The 17135-nt window shown below is 52.1% G+C and carries 10 protein-coding genes and 1 pseudogene; 2 read left to right on the top strand and 9 right to left on the bottom strand.

Features of this window, described 5'->3' with window-relative positions:
* Window positions 1-6: 6 nt before the first annotated feature.
* Window positions 7-1251 carry a site-specific integrase gene (locus BUC36_RS02955; protein WP_073271277.1) on the bottom strand — a complete coding sequence of 415 codons (1245 nt, stop codon included), beginning with the start codon at window positions 1249-1251 and terminating at the stop codon, window positions 7-9.
* Between the two features lie 566 nt (window positions 1252-1817).
* Between BUC36_RS02955 and BUC36_RS02950 the strand changes: the two are divergent.
* Window positions 1818-2865 (top strand): annotated as a pseudogene (locus tag BUC36_RS02950) (IS481 family transposase).
* Between the two features lie 314 nt (window positions 2866-3179).
* Here the strand turns inward: BUC36_RS02950 and BUC36_RS02945 are convergent.
* From BUC36_RS02945 to BUC36_RS02935, 3 genes are all read right to left on the bottom strand, one after another.
* A complete protein-coding gene (locus tag BUC36_RS02945; RefSeq protein WP_084535537.1) occupies window positions 3180-6032 on the bottom strand; it encodes an SIR2 family protein in 2853 nt (950 codons plus the stop codon).
* A gap of 465 nt (window positions 6033-6497) precedes the next feature.
* Window positions 6498-7580 carry a tetratricopeptide repeat protein gene (locus BUC36_RS02940; protein WP_073271273.1) on the bottom strand — a complete coding sequence of 361 codons (1083 nt, stop codon included), beginning with the start codon at window positions 7578-7580 and terminating at the stop codon, window positions 6498-6500.
* Window positions 7573-9096, bottom strand: coding sequence for an adenylate/guanylate cyclase domain-containing protein (locus BUC36_RS02935; protein ID WP_084535535.1), 1524 nt, complete (start codon window positions 9094-9096; stop codon window positions 7573-7575). The genes BUC36_RS02940 and BUC36_RS02935 overlap by 8 nt, the downstream gene beginning before the upstream one ends.
* Before the next feature lie 481 nt (window positions 9097-9577).
* Here BUC36_RS02935 and BUC36_RS02930 point away from each other — a divergent pair, with 481 nt between their 5' ends.
* On the top strand, window positions 9578-10357 hold the full coding sequence (locus BUC36_RS02930; RefSeq protein ID WP_073271270.1) for a Na(+)-translocating NADH-quinone reductase subunit C: 780 nt from the start codon (window positions 9578-9580) through the stop codon (window positions 10355-10357).
* Window positions 10358-10558: 201 nt separating this feature from the next.
* Here BUC36_RS02930 and BUC36_RS02925 read toward each other — a convergent pair whose 3' ends face one another.
* From BUC36_RS02925 to BUC36_RS02905, 5 genes are all read right to left on the bottom strand, one after another.
* Window positions 10559-11245, bottom strand: coding sequence for an alternative oxidase (locus tag BUC36_RS02925; RefSeq protein ID WP_084535533.1), 687 nt, complete (start codon window positions 11243-11245; stop codon window positions 10559-10561).
* 332 nt (window positions 11246-11577) lie between these two features.
* Complete coding sequence (gene ppnN, locus BUC36_RS02920) at window positions 11578-12951, bottom strand: nucleotide 5'-monophosphate nucleosidase PpnN (RefSeq protein WP_073271268.1); 1374 nt, start codon at window positions 12949-12951, stop codon at window positions 11578-11580.
* A 161-nt stretch (window positions 12952-13112) separates the two neighbouring features.
* A complete protein-coding gene (locus BUC36_RS02915; RefSeq protein ID WP_073271266.1) occupies window positions 13113-14513 on the bottom strand; it encodes an MFS transporter in 1401 nt (466 codons plus the stop codon).
* Window positions 14514-14764: 251 nt separating this feature from the next.
* Window positions 14765-15625: an alpha/beta fold hydrolase gene (locus BUC36_RS02910; protein WP_073271264.1), complete on the bottom strand. Its 861-nt coding sequence runs from the start codon at window positions 15623-15625 to the stop codon at window positions 14765-14767.
* A 55-nt stretch (window positions 15626-15680) separates the two neighbouring features.
* Window positions 15681-17066 (bottom strand): MFS transporter, encoded by a 1386-nt coding sequence (locus BUC36_RS02905; RefSeq protein ID WP_073271262.1) that lies wholly within the window; start codon window positions 17064-17066, stop codon window positions 15681-15683.
* Window positions 17067-17135 lie beyond the last annotated feature (69 nt).

Genomic DNA, 17135 nt, shown 5'->3' with positions numbered 1-17135 from the left:
TGGATCTTACCCAATTAGGGCGACAGCTTCGGCCTTGTGATCTGGCGCCAAGTGCGCGTAACGCAAGGTGGTATCAAGTCCCGAATGGCCGCACAACTCTCGTACGGTATTTAGAGGAACTCCCTTCATCACTAGCTTTGAGGCAAAGTCGTGCCTCATGTCATGCCAGCGGAAATTGAAGATATCTGCGGCCTTTAGAAGGTTGCGCCAGGCTGTATTCACGTTATCGAGCCTGCCACCGTCGTCTGCCGGGAATACGCGCCCAGCTTGAAGAGGAGCTTGCTGTTTCCAGGCCGTAAGGACTTTCAGTGCGGTTGGCCCCAGGGGGATATGCCGGGTGCGCCTAGATTTCGCGGTTTCGGCTGTGACTGTGATGACCTTGGTGTCGAGGTCCACGTTCTCCCACGTCAGGTCGAATAGTTCGCCCCGGCGCATGCCGGTTTTGAGACTCAGGGTCACCAAAGGTGTGAGCCGATCTCCGTATGTAAATCGGAAAAGGTCGCTCATCAGCTCGTAGCCGCGAATAGCCCGGTGCTCATTGGCTCTCGCCCGGGCTTCCTTGAGCTTCATGTCGCGCTCTTCCAGAGCTCGGTAGAGTCGCTCTTCCTCGTCACTGTTCAGGTAGCGAACTTTGGGAGCACTATCGACATGGAGCGCTTTGAGTTTGCGGAGAGGGTGCTCCTCAATGGTTTCCCACTCTACGGCCTTGGTGAGAATGGAGCGCAATGCATTGACTAGGCGGTTGAGAGTGGCCGGCTTGTTGCCATCCTTCAATCGTTGGACCCGCCAGCGCTCGATCCAGGCAACAGAGATATCTGCCATAGGGGTATCGAGGAGGTCGGGGAAGCTGGCGTAGACACTCTGAATAGTGCTGTCTGAGCTTTTCAGGTTGGTCTGTGCCCAGGGCCTGTAGTGGTTCTCGGTAAACCGCTTTAGGGTCTTTTCCGAGGCGGCGCGGGCGGCCTTACGGGAGGACTGCTTCTCTTCCTGGATGTCTTTGCCTTCGGCCACTTGTCCCGCATAGCGGGTAGCGAGATCTCGGGCCTGCTGAGCAGTCACCTGGGTACCATGAGAGCCGATCTTGATGCGCTTCTTGCTTCCGCTTGCGGTGCGGTATGCGTAGTAGTAGGTCATACGGCCGGTGGGCTGGACCCGGAGTAGGAACCCCTTCACGTCTGTATCGACGACCTCATAGGCCTTTTCGGCTGGCGCGAGATCCTTGATTGTTCTGCTGGTGAGTTTGGCCTTCATCACTACCCCCGTTTTGATGGGATAGTAAATTTAAGTCCATATTAAGTCCAATTGGAGTGAACTCGGGGGAAGGGGAGTAGACTTGAATGAACAACAATGAACTTTGTAAGTGTTTGATATATAAAGATTAAAGTATGTTTCGACGTTCATTCTTGTTCACTGGGATTCATTGAGATTCACGCCATTTTCCCCCTGGGGGTGTGGTGGTCGTCGGTTCAAATCCGGCCACTCCGACCATATATCAAAAAGCCCGCTTTTAGCGGGCTTTTTTGTGCCTCGAAATTAAGTTCGTATTAAATTCAGGTGGTGAGGATCCCAAATGGATATTTGATGTGTCACTTGGGATTTACATGGGTAATCAAGTTACTTCGCCAGACCTCTTCTGGTTGGAGGTTTTGAAGTTCTGGGGTTCTGCCTGCTGCCTAACAGGCCCTGTATTCTGCTGTCCATTTTGTAGTGTGATGGTATTTACCTGACACCTGGCCACTTTTTAAGCGGTGGCCATGGTGCCTCCATTGGGTTAAAAGATTAATCGCCAAACCAATCTTTTACTCAGGAGAATCACCATGGCCACACAAGCGAAAGTAGCACGTCGCAAACTGTCGTTGCTAGAGCTGGCACATGAACTGGGGAATGTTTCCAAGGCCTGCAAGGTCATGGGCTACTCCCGCCAGCAATTCTACGAGATCCGCCGTAACTACCAGACTTACGGCTCTCAGGGGTTGATAGATCGGCTGCCGGGGGCGAGGGGCCCCCCACCCAAACCGAGTAACCGACGAGGTAGAAAAAGCCATCCTGGACTATTGCCTGAAGAATCCAACCGAGGGTTGTCTACGAGTGGCCCAAGAACTCTCACTTCAAGGCATACAGGTAAGCTCCGGTGGAGTCAGAGGTGTCTGGGTTCGCCATAACCTCACGACCAAGCACGAGCGGCTATTGCGGCTGGAAAAGACCAGCTCTCAATCGGGCTTTCACCTCACAGATTCCCAAGTCGAAGCGCTCGAACGCTTCAGTCCTGAATTCCGCGAAAGACACATAGAAACGCGGCATACAGGTGATTTAGTTGCTGTAGACACGTTCTTTGTCGGCGTATTGAAAGGCGTCGGCAAGATCTACCTGCAGTCTGTCATTGACTGTTACAGCCGCTATGCCTGGGGCCGTCTCTACACCAACAAGATGCCGGATACTGCCGTCCATGTTCTGAATAGTGATGTGCTGCCATTCTTCGAGAAACATCTAGCAAAAATCAGCACTATCCTGAGTGACAACGGCCGCGAATTCTGTGGCCGTTCGGACACCCACCCCTATGAACTATTCTTACAGTTGGAGGGGATCGAGCACCGGAAAACTAAAGTGCGGCGTCCTCAGAGCAACGGCTTCGTAGAGCGACTTCACCGAACACTTCTCGATGAACACTTCCGTATCAAGGGAAGGGAGAAGTGGTACGAGTCCCTGGCAGAAATGCAGAATGATCTGGATCAGTATCTGCTCAAGTACAACGAGAAACGGCCCCATCAGGGCCGCAACATGAACGGTCGAACGCCGTATACGATGTTTAAAGCTGGCTTACCTAAGCCAGGAGGAGAGAAGAAGAGCACACCGGCAGCAGCCTAAGTTATCCACAGATCCTAGGAGGCAACTGTCAGGTGAATACCCTCACTGTACATCCATTTCGCGCACGAGCTGTCTTCGCGTTTTGCAAAATAAATCTAAAGTAAATTCAATTAATGCTGATCGGTAAAGGGCCGTTTGGCTTGATGGTTCTAGTTTGCAATTGACCACCTATCTAGCAGGCTGCTGAAAAACCCGCATACTCCTTAAAGTTACAATTTCTCAACTGGGAAATTTTGAGCGCTTACGAATTCTGAATACTACCGGATTAGCTAGACACATATGCCTAGCTAATTGACTTAAATCCGGTTAAATATTTATTTAATGTCGAGAGTTTTCTTTACCCAGTCATTACAATATTTTTCTACACGCCATAATTCTTGAGAATATATAGAGCGGTATGTGGAGTTTGGCTCTATTTTTGATCTGTGTCTATTAGAAAGAACCGGTGATGAATTACTCCAAGATTCAAAAGCAAACCTATAAAAATAATAGGCTACTTCATTCTTTCCTAGTTCGAGTAGTAATTCCGCTAGCCAGAAAGAGGCATAACCTAAGTTGATCAACCGATTATGTGAATCACTTTCAAACAAACAATAATATGACTTGGTGTAACAGATGAGGGCTTTCTCCAAATCTCCCATTAAATACATGCACTTACCAATGTTTCCTAGCATTGGCCCGTTACCTGATCTCGTTATTTTTTCGGTAGATAATAACTCTTCAAGTGATGTGGTTCCTCTAAAATATTCTAATGCTTTGTGGATTTCTTCCGATTCTCCACTATCTCGCTGAGCAAGTGCTAAAGTATGTGCAATGCTGAATTTATCTTCTTGGTTACCTTTTTCTAATAAATAAATCGCTTCTTCACACACATTAATTGCGCGAGGGTATTCACATTTAAACCAATATCTATATGACTTAATGTCGCATAATCTTATGTAGGCTTCTTCTTTATTATTGATAAGGCTTTCATACTTTTCAATGAACTTTAAAGCATATTCATCGTCGCCATACTCCACTAGGCACCTAATAATATAAGCCATCAGTAGATAGAAATTTTCAAACTGATCTATGCGTTTCTTTGACCAGGTTATTGAAGAAAGCAGCAGTTTCCCAACGCGTAAAAATTCTTCGTTGTATCCTGCAGCAACCATCGAGTCATGCACTTCCCACAATGAGTTTATAGCATTTTGATAATCTCCAGCATTAATTGAAAGCTCTGCTTTGTTTGTAAAGTTCACGAATTCATCAAAACTGAGTTTGTAGCTTAATTTTTCTCTCAATACATATATAAACTTATCATAATAGGTGGCAATGAGAGATATGTATTTATTTCTCTCTGAGGTTTGATAGTTTTTTCGTATAAACTCCTTCACAAGAGGATGTAGCTCGATGTAATTACTTCCTCTCTTTTCTACCACCAAGTTAAAATTTCTTAGCGCTTTTAGCGCTTTTTGGTACTGGTTGTAATTTAGCTCTGACCGAAGAATCTCAGCGTAGTCTTCTGTGCTTTCTGCAACTACTGACTCAGCTAATGTTCTAAGTAACAAGCGGTCTCGCTCGTGCAATGAAGTCCAGATGTTACTTAAGACATTTTTTGATAAAATTGTCGAGTCATTCTCATCAATCGAAATTCCTGACTCAATTTTATCTAGAAAGGCTATAAGTGATTTCTCACCACGATGCGATTGAGCAATAATCAAGCTTAGCCATAGAGCATGACCATTAGTTAACTCAAAAGCTCTTTTGGCGTATATCTCTAGTTTGTCCTTTGAGATATTAGTTGCGCTATTCAAAAAAAAGTCTATGGTGTTTTTCTCTGTTAATCCTGAAAGTGAAAGCTGATAAAATTCTACACTTGCAAACCTAATAAAAGGTCTGCAAGTAAACATGAATTTGGAATTATGATCTAGCTCTATGGCTTTATAGAAAAGATATCCCACACCATTCACAGGTTCGAAGTTTTCCAAATCTATATAGCTATCTACGTTGTCTAAAACAAAAAGCGCTTTTTTCTGACCAAGTTTTAAGAAAAATAAATCGACGAGTTCCTCATCACTTAATCCCATTAGTTCTTTTGCATTAATAGTCGGATCGACTCTTTGTATCATGGAAGCGATTTTGTGTTGGAACTTATGATCCTCCTCTTTAAAATCTCTCCAGTCAGTCAAGCTATATTGTTCTTCTTCAGCTATATAGTGAGATGCTAAGGCTGATTTACCTTCTCCTCCTATGCCTGTGATAAATATCACTTTAAATGTATCTGAATGTAGAATGGATAGTTCCTTTCCTCTACCAACCCATCCTTTGACTGTAGGCGCTCTATCACTTCCGTCAATATCCTTGATAAATTTATCTTTAGGTGTTTCTGAATCGGCGGCGATGACTGATTCGGCAGATGGTTTGAAAGATAAGAGGTTGTCAACAAAAGAATTCAATTTTGCGTAGTCATTAATGTTTATACTTTCTAAGTGTTCGATATTTACATCATTATCCGACACAAAATAGTGCTTGGGGCCATAGCCCTCCAGCATACTACTTACATAATCAAACAGCTCTTTTACATAAGGGTCGTTGAAAGAAAATCCAACAAAAAGAAAGTTATACTTAGATAGTAGTTTTTTTAATTGAAATGTAGCCAGCTGTTCGTGTTGATAAAGTGAATCATATTGCTCGGAAAATATGATGCATTTATCCACTCGACTAATATCGCCATGGATTTTTACCACATACTCATCATCATCATCTATTTTTGATAAGTTGTAGTTGCTTTCATGTGTGATGACATTGGTTAAATCCGTATTTGATTCGATAAGTGTATCAAAGTTCGTAGTAACAAATCGCTTCGTCAATCTACCTAACGAAGCGTGAATTTCTGACGAAGACGTAGGTCTATTTAGAATTTTCTCGAAAGATTTGTAAATTATTTTTTTGTGTTCACTCAACTTATCGAGGACTTCTAATGGAGACATTATTTTCGCATTTAATGCCGTGATGTAGGCATGAGAATTGTCTATATACTGTTCATTTTCCCCTAAGATTTCTTCTACTATTTTCCCCCAGCTTGGCAAACCACTTCCTATAGATAACCCTGCGCCTATGAATAATACAAGTCGCTCATTCTCAATAGCATCTTGAAGTGTCTTCGGTATGTTTAAATTATTCATATGTCTTTAGTCCAACAACAATCCATTGATTAGTATGTTTTATGTTGATTATGCAGCGGTTTTTATTTCATATAAAGCTGCAGCCTTCCCAATATCAATCCTGGTGTAATGCAGGTGGTTAGATAGAATGTGGCTGATAAATATAAGTCGAATAATCAGGCGGCTTGTTGAGATCTATTTACAAGCTAGAATTTAATGGAGAGGAGCAATAAATAAATGGGGTCAGATCAACTTTTGACGCTTATTCATTTAGGCGCACACCGTGCCAAAACGTTGACCACCCCCCACTTGTTCGACATCGGCAATGTGTGCGGATGTCCTTGTAGCTGTTGCCCACCTCGCCGCTGAGGTCGTTGCCCTCACGTAGCGCCTCCATGGTGGCATCCATGTTGAAGGCAGGCTTGGACATGGGTCATCTCTTTTTGTTAATCGTCTAGAGATGGCACAGAATTCTGAATGCTACTCCTAGGGCCGGGCACCGGTTGGTGCCGACAGCGCTTTCAGGTTCTCCAGTACTTTCTCGGCCCGGGCAATATTGGTCAGCAGTTCGACATTCTCCGGATCCAGGGCTTTGGCTTCGCGCCAGATTTCCACGGCGCGCTCGATTTTGCCCTCGCTGTACAGGTCATTGCCCCGCTTGATCGCGGCTTCGAGCCGCGCGTCCAGCTGCGTTCGAAACTGCGATTGCAGCGGCAACAGGAGCGGATCTTGCGGCGATTCTTGCTGTAGCCGGTTCAAGTGATGCCGTGCGCCGAGCAGGTCGCCGGCGTCCAGTGCCTGTTGCACTTCCGCGACCAGGATCTGGTTATCCTTTTTCTGGGAGTCCCCGGCGGGATGGCGTTTCGTTGGGCGAAGCTGGCGGTTGGCCAGGGCCAGGTCCTGATCGATTTTTTCGCGCTGATTCTCATCCTGCAGAAGGTCGCTGCCGTACAGACGCCGTGCAATCTTCAGGCCGCGCTGGGCCAGCGTATAGTCCTCCCGTTGCAACGCTTGTTGCGCATGTTGCTGTAGTGCCTGTGCCGAGCCGCGGCATTTGCGGTGAAAGTTCTGCAGTTCCAGCCAGGTCAGAACGTCGGGACCCTTGAGCTGCTGCAGGCGCTGGTAAGTCTCGGCGTCTTTCAGCAACTGCTCGCCGCGGTGGATCGCCAGTTCCATACGCACCCGTTCTTCGTGCAACTGGCGTCGCTCTGAAAATTGTTGGTGCGCGCTGTATAGCGCCTGGCTTTGCGGCAGTATGTCTTTGGCACCCTGTAAAACCCGCTCGGCGCCGTGCCAGTCGTCCTGTTTCTCCAGCCGGCTCGCGGTATGGATTACGTTGCGCTCGAACTGCCGCAGGCTGCTATGCAATTGTTTGATTTGTTGTTGCTGGGCCGGCGTTGCAGTAGCCAGATTCTGCAGCCGGCCGAGTTCGGCGGACTGCTGGCGCACCTGTTGCAGCGCGTCGGCTGGAAAATCTTCCAGCGCCTGTTGCTGTGTGGGGATCAGGCTGCACGCCGGCAGCAGCGGCAACAGCAAAAACCATAAAAGCGCTAACCGGCGATCACACATGGTAGGCCGCCTGTCGGCTCTTTTTGCGGGGGCGGCTATTCAGTAGCTTCTGCAGGTTGGTCTGCAGCTGCGGCTGATTTTTCTGATGGATATCTTGCACCGAGTAGATCGCCACCGGGGCTGACTTGCCGCGGATCGGGATTGTCCGCTCGGACTGTGCGACGATGCGCGGCTGTAGCATGGTAAATAATTGTTTTCGAATGATAATTTGATCCGGCTGGGCCTCGCTGCACAGGCGGGATGCCAGGTTGACGGCATCGCCGACCACCGTGAATTCCATTCGTTCGTCGGAGCCCAGGTTGCCGGCCAGCATCACGCCACAGTTGATGCCGATGCGAAAATGCACTTCGGCTCGGCCGTCGGCGCGGCGCTCCTCGTTTAACTGTGCGGCCAGTTGCTGAATCAGCACCGCACAGCTGACCGCGTTGAACGCGTGGTCGGTATCGTCCTCCAGCACACCGAACGCCAGCATCGCACAGTCGCCGATAAATTTGTCGACCACTCCGCCATACAATGAGCAGGCGCGTGAAATATACGAGAAGTACTCGTTCAGCAGTTCGGAAACCTGGCTCGGCTGCAGCTTTTCTGACATCGCGGTAAAACCAGTGATATCTGCGAACAGCACCGTTGCCTCGATCGGTCGGTCGACCAGCCGGATTTCGTCCAGGTTGGCCAGTACCTTGTCGGCAACGTTTTTCGACACATAGCGGGAAAAGACCTGCTCGACCTGCGATTTTCTCAACAGCCCGGCCGCCATATTGTTGAATCCCTCGAATAGATAGCCGATCTCGTCATTGCGCTGCTGCTCAATTCGGGTGGCAAAGTCGCCGCGGTCGATGGCCTGGGTCGCCTCCATCAAATGGTGGATCGGCAGCGACAGGCGCCGGCTCAGCCAATAGGCCAGCAGGGACGCCAGCACAGTCATGGCCAGGGTGGCGTAGACAATGGCATCGCGGGCCTTGGTTGCGGCCTGGTCCATCTGCGATGCCGACAGGGTCACCACCACCGAGCCGACCCGGACGTTTAGGTAGGTAGCCGGGGCGATAAAGCTGAGCAACCGCTCCTGGGAACCGTCAGCAGTGTACCGGAACCAGGGCCGGGATATGACCCCGGCGGCATCGAAAGGAGAATCGGTCAAAACCGGCTGGATACCGGTCGCCGACAGCAGTTCGCCGTCGCGTGCGTAAATACCGGCCCCGAGGATCTTTTCGTCCTGGCCAAGGTTGGTGGTCAGCATTCGCAGGTTCAGGCTGTTCTCCGACAATATCGGCTCACTGGCCAGTTTCGCCAGCTGCAACGCCATGGTATTGCCGAACTCATGCAGTTGTGTCCGAATCAGGCGATTCTGGTTATCGCTGATAAACAGGCCCAGGCTCGCCATCCCCAGCACCAGCAGCAGGGTCATGACCAGCGCCAATTTGAATGCAATCGGGACGTGACGGGGTAACAGCTGGATAAGGCGCTTCTGTAGACCGTTGACGGTGTGCCGCAAAGTGCCTTTGGCCTTGGTAATCAACGGGGGAATTCTCCCTCTAGTTTTTGTTAGTCGTCACCCGTACCAGGTTGGTGAGAGTAAAGGCACTATACCAGTTATTGAGCGGCATTATGACCAGTCCCGGAGATTGACCGATCAGTCTCGGGAGTGCGGTGCGGAATGACTGGGTGCAGAGCTTTGTGCTTGCTCTACGCGAGCCAGCGTGACTCTCGCCAGGCGGTAGCGCTGGGGCCGCCGATCTGCTGAAACTACCGGATCTTCCGGGTAGACACCCGTGCAGGGGGCGCGGGCCGTGCCCAGGATTGTGTCGTGCCCATACAGCTCTTCGCCGACATTCTCACCGCCGATGTCCTTGGCTCTGTATTTGGCGGACCGATTTTCCTCGAGAGCAGCAGCGGGCGTGTCTGGGTGTCCGTCCGACGGATGATATTTGCTCGCAATCCTACTCTTACTATTGTCTGTACACTTTTTGGGCAGTCCCGGATCAGCAGGAGGTTGTCACATGGTAAACAAGGATTCCGTCAGGGGCACTTTGCTGGTTGCCCTGGTAATGTGTCTCGTCTGCTCCGTGGTGGTCGCCACTGCAGCGGTGCTGCTGAGACCGGCGCAGCAGGCCAACGTCGAGCTGGACAGGAAGCGCAATGTCCTGGTGGCAGGTGGTCTGGTTGAGAGCGGCGCCAGTGCCAAAGAGGTAAATGAGGCTTTCCAGACAGTGACCACGCGCTATGTGGATCTGACCACCGGTAAATTCACGGAGGAAATGCCCGCCGGGGGTAGCGGTCGCGCGGCCTCCCGCATCAAAGGCGCCCATGAGCGCCTGGCGCGATCCGATGACATCGCCAAGATTTTCCGCCGCGAGAATGTTTCCGAAGTCTACCTGGTGGAAGAGAACGGCAAACTGAATCGCTTGATTCTTCCCGTGCGCGGTTCCGGTCTCTGGGGCACCCTGTTTGGATTCCTTGCTCTGGAGAGCGACCTGAACACTGTTGCGGGGCTCGCGTTTTACGAACACAGGGAAACCCCGGGGCTTGGCGGTGAGGTCGACAACCCCAACTGGAAGGCCCTGTGGCATGGCCGCAAGGTATTCGACGCCGATGGTGATGTCGCCATTAGTGTTGTCAAAGGCAGCGTCGATCCCAACAGTCCACAAGCGATACACCAGGTCGACGGCCTGTCCGGGGCGACGTTAACTAGCAATGGCGTGGAAAACCTGTTGCGCTTCTGGCTGGGCGCGAAAGGCTTTGGTCCTTTCCTGAAAAATCTCAAAGCTGGAGAGGCATAGTTTCGAGCGGGCTAGTGTCAGGCGGGTCCGCCCCATTCTTTATCAGCAAGGGCAGGGTTTGCGAAAACCGGGTGCTGCGACGCAGTGTCGAACTGGCGCTGGTGAGTGCTGAAGCCCGGGTGAATCGCAGGTTGTGAAAACAGCGATCGCATTGTTCCGGTGAAGTAACCCTGTCGACAGCGGGGAGAATAATTGCCGTCGTTAATAATGCTGTCCTGCCGCAATCCGGTCGGCGAAGCGATGGTTGGTATCGCGGTGCATCACCTCGTCAGCCCGAATCACCTCCACGACCTCACGCAAGCGAGCATCTTCGGGCAGCCCCCAGTAGTCGATCGCGAGCTGCGGCGCCGGCACATTTTCCTCGTCACCGCTGTCGATGCGCTGGAGGTATAGCGTGTAGCTTATTACCGCCTCCTCCTCGAAGTAACCTACCAGACGGTGAGCGGTCTTGTCGGAGATCAGGTATAAGAGGAAAAAGGCGTTGTAGAAGATCGCCTGCACAATCACCACAATTAGTCGTTCGTACCAGGCGGGGTGGATGATCTCCATAAATGCCATCAGGTGCATGCGCTCGTTTTCCGCCTCGTCCAGCAAGGTGAAAATCCAGCCTTCGTCATCGCACAGCCGGCGCAGGCATTTCAGGTGTTGCAGGGTGCCGCCGACCATGCCCGGTACTGCGGCAACTGTTTCCAGAACAATGGCGCGGTTTCCGTAACGTTTGGCGAAAAAGGTATCGGCAATAAAGCGCAGCATCTTGACCATTGCCATGGCAAAACGGTCGGAAGCGCCGCCGGGAGTGTAGTGTTTCTCCAGCTCCAGGCTGGCTTCATCCAGGTGTTCATAGATCTTGCGGGAGGGGGTAATCCGGGTGCGGTCGGGATCGCTCATGAACGCAGGTTCCACAGGGATAAACACGCATACAGCGGGTGCCGGTAGATACTCGGTGTGCTTCCAGCCTCCCCCCAGTGTAGCAGGAGGCATTGGAGCCGTTGCTGCTGGGCATTGGCGGGTCCAGTTGGAAGTAGGGCAAACTTATGGGGCTTGATAATGATAACAATGCGATAAATAGGGTGCCCACTTGTTCGATTTGCCGATCGACAGCGCTCCAGGAGGTGATTCCGGAATTAAATGGGGTCAGATAGCCATTGTGACGTTCCTTTGTTTTGGTGCATGTCGTACCAGAACGTTAATCTGACCCGATTTATTGGATGCTTTAACTGTTAGCCTTCACTGATCCGATAACAGGGAATGTATTCTTTTCCAGGAAGTTTCATTCTCTGCTGTTTCACGAAGGACTCCAGCAAAGTATCAATGCTATGCATTATTGCCGGGTCTCCACACAGTTCATATGGGCCATTTTTCTCCACCGTACGGATACCCTCGTCCTTGACGTTGCCGGAGACGATACCGGAAAACGCGCGGCGCAGGTTGGCAGCCAGCAGGTAAGGTTCCTGGTTTCTGTGTAACTCGAGGCCGCGCATATTCTCGTGGGTGGGGGCAAACGGCCGTTGGAACTCTGTTGATACCTTCAGTTGCCAGTTGAAGTAATAGGCATCGCCGCTCTCCTTGCGGTGTTGCCGCACCTCCTGAATGCCCGCGGCCATTTGCCGTGCCACCTTCTCAGGGTCATCAATAATGATCTGGTACCTGGATCTCGCTTCCTCACCCAGGGTCGAGGCAATAAACTGGTCGATGCGAATAAAATAATCTGCGGCGCTCGCCGGCCCGGTAAAAATCACCGGGAAGGGTTGCTTCCTGTTGTCTTCGTGCAGGAGTATTCCCAGAAGATAGAGAATCTCCTCGGCGGTTCCCGCGCCGCCAGGGAATACAATAATTCCGTGGCCTGTGCGTACAAAAGCCTCCAGTCGTTTCTCGATGTCCGGCATGATGACAAGCTGGTTGACGATAGCGTTTGGCGCCTCTGCCGCGATGATGCCCGGTTCGGAAATGCCGAGGTACTGACCGTGCCGGTCGCGCTGCTTGGCGTGGCCAATTGTGGCGCCTTTCATCGGGCCTTTCATCGCGCCAGGACCACAACCGGTGCAGATATCGAGATGTCGCAATGCCAGCTCGTAGCCCACCTGTTTGGTGTAATCGTATTCCTCGCCCGAGATCGAGTGCCCGCCCCAGCAGACCACCAGCCGCGGGACGCGGGTCCGGTCAAAAGTGCCTGCATTGCGCAGGATATGGAATACCGCGTCGGTAACTCCCTGTGCAGATACCAGGTCGTAGCGCGGGTCGCCGGTGATTTCGCTGTTCACGTAGATAATGTCGCGGAGTACGGCAAAAAGATGTTCGGCGATACCGCGAATCATCTTGCCGTCGACGAAGGCAATGGCAGGGGCATTTTTGACCTGGAGCTTTACGCTGCGTTCGGTCGGGATAACGGAGATATCGAAGTCGGCATAGGTTTCCAGGAGCTCCTTGCCGTCGACCATGTGGCCGCCGCTGCTGAGTACGGCCAGGGAACAGTTGCGGAAAGTCTGGTACTGGGGGCCGCGGCTTTCGCAGCTGAGTTTGTTGATTTCGTACTTGGATAGAATATCGAACTGCCCGGTTGGGGACACTTGTGCATCGATGAGATCCGTAGACATGCAACCCTCAGATAACGCTGAAAGATTCTACAGTACAGCAACTACTGTACCGTGGCTATAGAAGTGTAATTCAAGTGGTTGATTACACTCCTTTTACAGTATGTTCTGAGATCCAATAACTCTCATAATTAATGTCCGGTGGCAATTAAATTGGCGAGGCGCTACTTGTCCCGGACCTTTTGCGCCAGTTCAACGGGCTTGCCGCTCACGAAGAGCAGGCAGACGATAAGACCCGCCAGGGCGAGATAGGCATTGACGGTAAATGCCCGCTCAATGCCCGTCGTTAGATCCGGAGACATGGCGACGATAGTGGTATTCATAGCGAGCCCTATGGAGCCACCCGCAACTTGGAACATGAACAGAATGGCAGCGGCCAGGCTCGATCTGCTGGGATCCACCGCGGTGACCGCGGCGGTAATAACGGTTGAATAGAAAAGACCGATACCGGCGCCGACCACCACCAATCCCGGTATCAACGCCGTAAATTGTGTTTGTTCATGCAAATACGACAGCACAAACATGCCGATGCACATACATACCGCACCTGCCGATACGATCGGCTTGGCTCCGAGCCTGTTGTACAGTTGCCCAGAACCATAGGATGCGACGGCAAAAGTAACCATCATCGGCAGCAGTCCCATGCCCGCATGCATTGCCGAAAATCCGTGTACCTTGCTCAGGAATTGGGGGATGTATAGCAGTGGGGCAAAGAAAATCACTGCCAGCAACAAGGTTGCAATGCCCGTGGCGAAAAACTTTCTGTTTCTGGCTACGTCCTTCGGGATCAGCGCATTGCGCCCTGCGCGGCGTTCCACCCGCAGGAAAATACACATAGATAGTAGAAACCCGCCCAATAGAGCCAACGTCAACGGACTCTGGAAGCCAATATCCACCGCCAGATCGAGGGCCAGAAGCAAGCCAAACAGGGACAATGACAGTGATGTTACGCCGGCGTAATCGAGATGCTCACCGCGATTCTCCGGCCTGGTGTCTGTGATCCCCTTCCAGCATAAAAAAATGGCCACTGCGGCGATAGGCAGGTTCAAAAAGAAGATCCATCGCCAGCTCAATATGTCGGCGAGAGTGCCGCCGAGAATCGGGCCAACGGCATTGCCAACGCCGCAGACGGTCATTATCAGGCCGCCGGCGTGGCCGGCTCGATTGCCGGGCATCAAGTGGTAGGTCATCCCTATAATGGATGGCCACATCATCGCGCTGCCGATACCCATCAGCGCCCGGCACAGTAGCAGCATCCAGATTTCAACTGCGAGCCCAGCGAGCAGTGAGAAAGTGGCAAAAATCGCCGCGCCAACAAAGAAGATACGCCGTCGCCCAAAGAGGTCTGCCAGTCGCCCGCCGGACACAATCAATACGCCGAAGACCAATGTGTAGCCATTGATGACCTGCTGGGTGGTAGTTATGTCGGTGTGAAATTCTTGCTCTATCGCCGGCAGGGCGGTGGAGAAAATGGTGTAATCGTTGGCGACCAGAAAAATGGCGAAAATCAGCGCCGTCAAGCCTAACCGTTGAGCGCTTGCAAGGGGCGTCTTGGATTGCGCCATAACCGCTGCCCGCTTTACCGCTGGTGAATCATCTGGGTGAATGCTGCCCTGACAGTCTGGCGCAACAGTGCGACCTTTCCCGCCATGCTATGTAGTTCTCTGCGCCTCAATGGTCTGCGGCCGACTAGCGTTGGCAAGGGTCGCAGGCACGCGGCTGAAAGTCAGTTGCCGAGTAACACTTCAGTGTCTCTGTTAGGATGAGAACCAATTGTTTACTCTGCGTTGGCCGCTCGATGGACGGCGGATCATTTTTATCCCCGGGCGGCCGTGATGAAATCAATCCAGCAGTCCTCATCGACGAAACTGTAGTGATTTGCTCCATTCCATTCATGTGCCTTGGCCGATGGAAGCTGCTCGGAAAGGTATAGTGGCATTCGCGGGGAGATGATCCCATCGTTGTTGCCATAGAAAATCTCCACTGGTGGGCGAATGTCACGCGGCGAAAATCCCCAGTTCCACAACGCGAGGGTCATTTCATAGATGCCTTCTTCCTTTTGCGCGAAGGCGGCCCGGAAGTTGTCTTCGAACAGCGCTTGCTGAGCAGGGTTGCGTAGAATCGTCCTGGATTCCCTCGGTAGCATTTTGGCGGTGGCGGCTACGTACGCGGGGATGTTTTTGTTGATTCTTCTGGCCTCCGCTTTCAGCAGCCAGCGCAAGACGTGATGGAGGTGTCGCATCTTTACAATGGCCTTGAGTTCGTTTAACACCAGCATGCCTGTCACGGCCTTGTCGTCAAATGGGGCTACCGGTGATGCGAGCACGACTTTCCCGACCCGCTCCGGCATGCGGTAGGCGATTGACAGGGCGTGCGGGCCGCCGCCCGAGTGTCCGGCAACATTGAATCTGTCGAGAGCGAGGTGATTCGCCAGCTGTTCCATGTCTGCACCCCAGTCGACCATTCTGCGTCCATTCTTTGCGGTTGATCCACCGACGCCCGGCTGATCGGCGGCAATCCAGCGCACGCCGATTGAACGGGTGAGGAAGTCGTTCGGGTGGCGGATTAGGTGCGAGTCTGAGTACCCGTGGCTGAAGATCACGGGTACTCCGTGGGGATCGCCAAATATGTCGTAGGTCAGCTGACGGCCATCGGCCAGTTTCATGACTTGAGTCATTTTATGATCCTGAAAAATCCAGGTTGAGAAGTGTGCTCGCCTATTTGGCCTGGTTCTACTGTGTCTGCTCGGCCGGTTTACCGCTCACAAACAGTAAGCACACAATCAGCCCCGCCAGCGCGAGATAGGAATTGACGGTAAATGCGCGGTCAATACCCGTCGAAATATCTGGTGCCATCGCAACAATGGTGGTGTTCATGCCGAGGCCAATGGCTCCGCCAGCAATCTGGAACATATACAGAATGGCGCCGGCCAGGCTCGACCTGCTCGGATCCACGGAGGTAATCGCGGCGGTCGTAATTGTCGGGTAGAAGAGGCCGATGCCGGCGCCCAGTACAATCATGCCCGGTACCAGCGCTGAAAATTCTGTCTGCTTGTGCAGGTGTGACAACATAAACATGCCACCGCCCAGGCAGATGATGCCGGCCGTGATGATCAGCTTGGCACCGAGCTTTTCGTAGAGCCGCCCCGATTGGTAAGACATCAGTGCGAAGGTCACCATCATCGGCAGCAGCCCGGCGCCGGCGCCCATCGCCGAGAAGCCCTTTACCTTGGTCAGATACTGCGGAATGTACAGCAGGGCGGCGAAGAAAATCACCGACAGCAGCAGGGTCGTCAGGCCGGCAGCGAAAAACTTGCGGTTGCTGGCCACGTCTTCGGGGATCAATCCACTGCGTCCTTTGTGACCTTCCACCTTGATAAAAATACCCATGAATACGAAAAAAGCGACAAGGAGCATCATGATCAGCGGGTTCTTGAAACTCAGGTCTACAGCGAGATCCAGTGCCAGTAGCAGGCCGAACAGAGACAGCGACAAGGTGGTCACGCCGGCATAATCGATGCGCTCCTGGCGATCTTCCGGCCTGTCGTCGGCGATCTCCTTCCAGCAGATAAAAACCGCCAGCGCGGCGATGGGCAGGTTGATAAAGAATATCCAGCGCCAGCTCAGGACGTCGGTCAGTGTACCGCCGAGCAGGGGGCCGATCGCGTTGGAAGCACCGGCAACTGTCATAATGAGGCCACCGGCCTGGCCGGCGCGATCCTTTGGCATCAGGTTGTAGGTCATGCCCAAAACGGATGGCCACATCATTGCACCGCCGACTCCCATCAGGCAGCGGCAAATTAACAGCATCCAGATATCTACCGCGAGTCCGCCCAATACCGAGAAGGCCACGAATATTGCGGTGCCAATAAAGAAGATGCGCCGCCGCCCGAACATATCAGCCAGCCGACCACCGGATACGATCAAGACGCCGAACACCAGGGCGTAGCCGTTGATGACCCACTGTGTCGTGGTGATGTCTGAATTGAAGTGTTTCTCGATGGCGGGCACGGCAACGGAGAAGGCGGTGAAGTCGTTGCCGATCAGAAAGATCGCGAAAGTCAGTGCCACCAAGCCCAGTTTCTGGGACCGCGTGAGGGGTGTCTTGGATTCTGCCATTGTCCCTGGCTGCTCCTGCGAGGGGAAACTAATCTGGGCTGGAAACTGCCCCAACAGTCTGGCTCAAAA

It is taken from the genome of Microbulbifer donghaiensis (assembly GCF_900129095.1).
In the GTDB taxonomy this organism is placed as follows: Bacteria; Pseudomonadota; Gammaproteobacteria; order Pseudomonadales; family Cellvibrionaceae; genus Microbulbifer; species Microbulbifer donghaiensis.
Note: the sequence above shows the minus strand (reverse complement) of the source record. Positions and strands in the feature narration are given on the sequence as shown.

Bases quoted from the DNA above. Each gene is read 5' to 3' on its own strand.
- BUC36_RS02955 (WP_073271277.1), bottom strand. From the start codon at position 1,251: ATGAAGGCCAAACTCACCAGCAGAACAATCAAGGATCTCGCGCCAGCC.
- BUC36_RS02945 (WP_084535537.1), bottom strand. From the start codon at position 6,032: ATGAATAATTTAAACATACCGAAGACACTTCAAGATGCTATTGAGAAT.
- BUC36_RS02940 (WP_073271273.1), bottom strand. From the start codon at position 7,580: ATGTGTGATCGCCGGTTAGCGCTTTTATGGTTTTTGCTGTTGCCGCTG.
- BUC36_RS02930 (WP_073271270.1), top strand. From the start codon at position 9,578: ATGGTAAACAAGGATTCCGTCAGGGGCACTTTGCTGGTTGCCCTGGTA.
- BUC36_RS02925 (WP_084535533.1), bottom strand. From the start codon at position 11,245: ATGAGCGATCCCGACCGCACCCGGATTACCCCCTCCCGCAAGATCTAT.
- ppnN (WP_073271268.1), bottom strand. From the start codon at position 12,951: ATGTCTACGGATCTCATCGATGCACAAGTGTCCCCAACCGGGCAGTTC.
- BUC36_RS02915 (WP_073271266.1), bottom strand. From the start codon at position 14,513: ATGGCGCAATCCAAGACGCCCCTTGCAAGCGCTCAACGGTTAGGCTTG.
- BUC36_RS02910 (WP_073271264.1), bottom strand. From the start codon at position 15,625: ATGACTCAAGTCATGAAACTGGCCGATGGCCGTCAGCTGACCTACGAC.
- BUC36_RS02905 (WP_073271262.1), bottom strand. From the start codon at position 17,066: ATGGCAGAATCCAAGACACCCCTCACGCGGTCCCAGAAACTGGGCTTG.